At 68.4% G+C, this 4,683-nt stretch carries 1 protein-coding gene; it reads left to right on the plus strand.

The features are described from left to right. The coding region (locus ASN89_RS24455) for a putative Ig domain-containing protein (RefSeq protein WP_058051083.1) at nucleotides 1-4,683 on the plus strand (4,683 nt) is incomplete at both ends.

A 4,683-nucleotide genomic window follows, 5' to 3' on the forward strand; every position in this document is an offset into this window, starting at 1 on the left:
GCGGGCCGGACAGCTTTACCTACACGGCCAGCAACGGCATCGGCACCTCGACGCCGGCCACCGTGACGATCACGGTCAGCGGACCGACCATCACGCTTGCTCCAAGCACCGTGCCGGCGGCAACTGTGGGGACGGCTTACAGCCAGAGCGTAACCGCCGCGAACGGCGGCGCGCCATACACTTATGCCATCAGCGCCGGTGCCCTGCCGGCCGGGCTCAGTCTGAATACCGCCACCGGCGCGCTGACGGGCGCGCCAACGGCCGGCGGCGTCTTCAACTTTACCGTGCGGGCCACGGACAGTTCAACGGGCAGCGGCCCGTATTCCGGTGCGCGCGCCTATTCGCTGACGGTATCGGCGCCATCGGTCACTGTGGCGCCGTCGACCTTGCCGGCGATGACGGCAGGTCTCGCCTACAGCCAGAGCATTACGGCCGCCGGCGGCACGGCGCCGCATAGCTATGTCATCACTGCCGGCAGCCTGCCGACGGGCTTGAGCCTGGCGGCGGACGGCACCTTGTCCGGCACGCCTGCAGCCACCGGGGCCTACAGTTTTACCGTCACCGCGACCGACAGCAGCGGCGGCGCCGGCCCCTATTCGGGAGCGCGCGCGTATTCCGGCACGGTGGCTGCTGGTGCACCCGTTGCCGGCGCAGTCAGCGCCACGGTAGCGTACGGTAGCAGCGCCAATCCGATCACCCTGAACCTGAGCGGGGGTGTCGCCACCTCGGTAGCCGTGGCGTCCGCGGCTGCGCATGGCACGGCGACGGCCAGCGGCACCAGCATCAGCTACACGCCGACGGCAGGTTACGGCGGGCCGGACAGCTTTACCTATACGGCCACCAATGGCAGCGGCACGTCGGCACCCGCCGCCGTGACCATCACGGTCGGCGGCCCCACCATCACTATTGCGCCAAGCACCGTGCCGGCAGCAACCGTAGGGACGGCCTATAGCCAGAACGTGACGGCCGCGAACGGCACGGGGCCGTACACTTACGCGATCAGCGCCGGTGCCCTGCCGGCCGGGGTGAGTCTGAATACCGCCACCGGCGCGCTGTCGGGTACGCCGACGGCGGGCGGCGTCTTCAACTTTACCGTGCGGGCCACGGACAGTTCAACGGGCAGCGGCCCGTATTCCGGCGCGCGCGCCTACTCGCTGACGGTGGCGGCGCCGACGATCACGGTGGCACCAACGGTGATGCCGGCGATGACAGCCGGCGTCGCCTACAGCCAGGGCATTGCCGCCAGCGGCGGCACGGCCTCGTATAGCTATGCCATCACCGGTGGCAGCGTGCCGACGGGCCTGAGCCTGGCGGCGGACGGCACCTTGTCCGGCACTCCGACGGCAGCGGGGCCATATAACTTCACCGTCACCGCGACCGACAGCAGCAGCGGCAGCGGACCCTACACGGGGTCGCGCGCCTATTCTGTCACGGTGGTGGTGGCGCCCCCAGTGGCCGGCGCCGTCAGTGCGACGGTGGCGTATGGCAGCAGCGCCAATCCGATCACCCTGAACCTGAGCGGCGGCGCGCCGACATCGGTGTTGGTGGTGGCGGCCGCCAGCCATGGCACGGCGACTGCCAGCGGCACGAGCATCAGCTACACGCCGGCGGCAGGTTATTCCGGGCAGGACAGTTTCACCTACAAGGCCAGCAATGGCGGCGGCACTTCGGCTGAGGCCACCGTGACGATCACGGTAACGCCCAGCGCGCCCATCGCTGGTAATGTCAGTGCCACGGTGGCCTATGGCAGCAGCGCCAATCCGATCACCCTGAACCTGAGCGGCGGCGCGCCGACATCGGTGTTGGTGGTGGCGGCCGCCAGCCATGGCACGGCGACTGCCAGCGGCACCAGCATCAGTTACACGCCGGCGGCAGGCTATTCCGGGCAGGACAGTTTCACCTACAAGGCCAGCAATGGCGGCGGCACTTCGGCGGAGGCCACCGTGACGATCACGGTAACGCCCAGCGCGCCCATCGCTGGCGATGTCAGTGCTACGGTGGCCTATGGCAGCAGCGCCACCGCGATTTCACTGGGCCTGAGCGGCGGCGCGCCGACATCGGTGTTGGTGGTGGCCGCCGCCAGCCATGGCACGGCGACTGCCAGCGGCACCAGCATCAGCTACACGCCGGCGGCAGGCTATTCCGGGCAGGACAGTTTCACCTACAAGGCCAGCAATGGCGGCGGCACTTCGGCTGAGGCCACCGTGACGATCACGGTAACGCCCAGCGCACCCATCGCTGGCAATGTCAGTGCCACGGTGGCCTATGGCAGCAGCGCCACCGCGATTCCACTGGGCCTGAGCGGCGGCGCGCCGACATCGGTGTTGGTGGTGGCCGCCGCCAGTCATGGCACGGCGACTGCCAGCGGCACGAGCATCAGCTACACGCCGGCGGCAGGTTATTCCGGGCAGGACAGTTTCACCTACAAGGCCAGCAATGGCGGCGGCACTTCGGCGGAGGCCACTGTGACGATCACGGTAACGCCCAGCGCGCCCGTTGCCGCTGCCGTCAGCGCGACGGTGGCGTATGGCAGCAGCGCCAATCCGATCACCCTGAACCTGAGCGGCGGCGCGGCGACGTCGGTGGCGGTAGCCTCCGCCGCCGGCCACGGCACGGCGACGGCCAGCGGCACCAGTATCACTTACACGCCGGCGGCAGGTTATTCCGGGCCGGACTTCTTCTCTTACACGGCCAGCAATGGTGGCGGCACGTCGGCGGCTGCCGTCGTGACGATCACGGTGACGCCCAGCGTGCCCATTGCCGGCGCCGTCAGCGCGACGGTGGCGTACGGCAGCAGCGCCAATCCGATCACCCTGAATCTGAGCGGCGGCGCGGCGACGTCGGTGGCGGTGGCCTCCGCCGCCGGCCACGGCACGGCGACGGTCAGCGGCACCAGCATCACCTACACGCCGACGGCAGGCTATGCCGGGCCAGACAGTTTTATCTATACGGCCAGCAATGCCGGCGGCACGTCTGCGTCAGCCACAGTGACGGTCACAGTAGGCAATCCTAGCGTCAGCCTGACCCCGGCCACCTTGCCCAATCCGACGGCGGAGGCAGCCTACACTGCGACCTTGGCGGCGACGGGCGGCACGGCGCCGTATACCTATAGTGTGACCAGTGGCACCTTGCCCGTCGGCCTGAGCCTGAATGCGGCCACCGGCGTGCTGTCCGGCACGACCAATGTGGCCGGCAGCTTCCCTGTCAGCATCAAGGTCGCGGACAGCAGCACCGGCGCGGGGGCACCGTTCAGTGCCAGCAACAGCTATACCTTGACAGTCGTTGCCCCCGTAATCTCGGTGACGCCAGGTTCGCTGGCGGTGCCGAAAGTGGCCACGGCATACAGCCAGCAACTGTCGGCCAGCGGCGGCGTCGCTCCCTATGCCTACACGGTGTCGGCAGGCAGCCTGCCTGCGGGCCTGACGCTGAGTAGCAGTGGTTTGCTCAGCGGTACGCCAACGGCGGGCGGCAGTTTTACGTTGACCGCGCAAGCGGCCGATGCGCACCAGTTCACCGGCACGCAAAGCTACACCTTGGTGGTGTCGTCGGCCAATATCAGCCTGACGCCAGCCACCTTGCCCAATGCGACAGCGGAAGCAGCCTACACGGCCACCCTGACTGCAGCGGGCGGCACGGCGCCGTACACCTTCAGCGTCAGCAGCGGTACCTTGCCCGCTGGCCTGAGCCTGAATGCGGCCACGGGTGTACTGTCCGGCACGACAAATGTGGCGGGCAGTTTCCCGTTCAGTATCAAGGTCACGGACAGCAGCACGGGCACGGGTGCGCCGTTCAGCGCCACCAACAGCTATACCCTGAGCGTCGGCGCGCCAACCATCACCGTGACGCCAGCCACCTTGCCGGCAGCGACAGCGGCCACGGCGTACAGCCGGCAACTGACGGCCAGCGGCGGCGTCGCTCCGTATGCCTATACGGTGTCGAGCGGCAGCCTGCCTGCCGGCCTGACTCTGAGCGGCAGTGGTTTGCTCAGCGGTACGCCAACGGCGGCCGGCAGTTTTACGTTGACCGTGCAGGCGGAAGATGCGCACCAGTTCACCGGCACGCAAAGCTATACGCTGACTGTCGCTTCGGCCACGGTCAGCCTGACGCCAGTGACCTTGCCGAACCCGACGGCGGAAGCGGCCTACAGCACAACCCTGACGGCGGCGGGCGGCACGGCGCCACATACCTTCAGCATCAGCAGCGGCACCTTGCCTGCCGGCTTGACCTTGAATGCGGCGACTGGCGTGCTCTCCGGCACCACCAATGTGGCGGGCAGCTTCCCTGTCAGCATCAAGGTCACGGACAGCAGCACGGGCACGGGTGCGCCGTTCAGCGCCACCAACAGCTACACCTTGGCCGTGGCGGCACCCACCTTGAGCCTGACGCCGGCCAGCCTGGCGGCGATCCGTGCCGGCGACGCGTATAGCCAGGCATTCACGGCCGCTGGCGGCATCGCGCCGTATGCGTATGCCGTGAGCGGCGGCGCCTTGCCGACGGGCCTGGTGCTCGATGCGGCCACCGGTGTGTTGAGCGGCACGCCGACGGTGGCGGGCAGCTACAACTTTACCTTGCAGGCCAAGGACGCGCACCAGTTCACGGTGCAGCAAACCCTGACCCTGCTGGTGAACCAGGCGCCGCCGCCGGTGGCCAATGAAACGGCGACGACGTCGGCCAACCAGGAAG

The organism is Janthinobacterium sp. Ant5-2-1 (assembly GCF_001445815.1).
GTDB classification, from domain to species: Bacteria; Pseudomonadota; Gammaproteobacteria; order Burkholderiales; family Burkholderiaceae_D; genus Janthinobacterium; species Janthinobacterium lividum_E.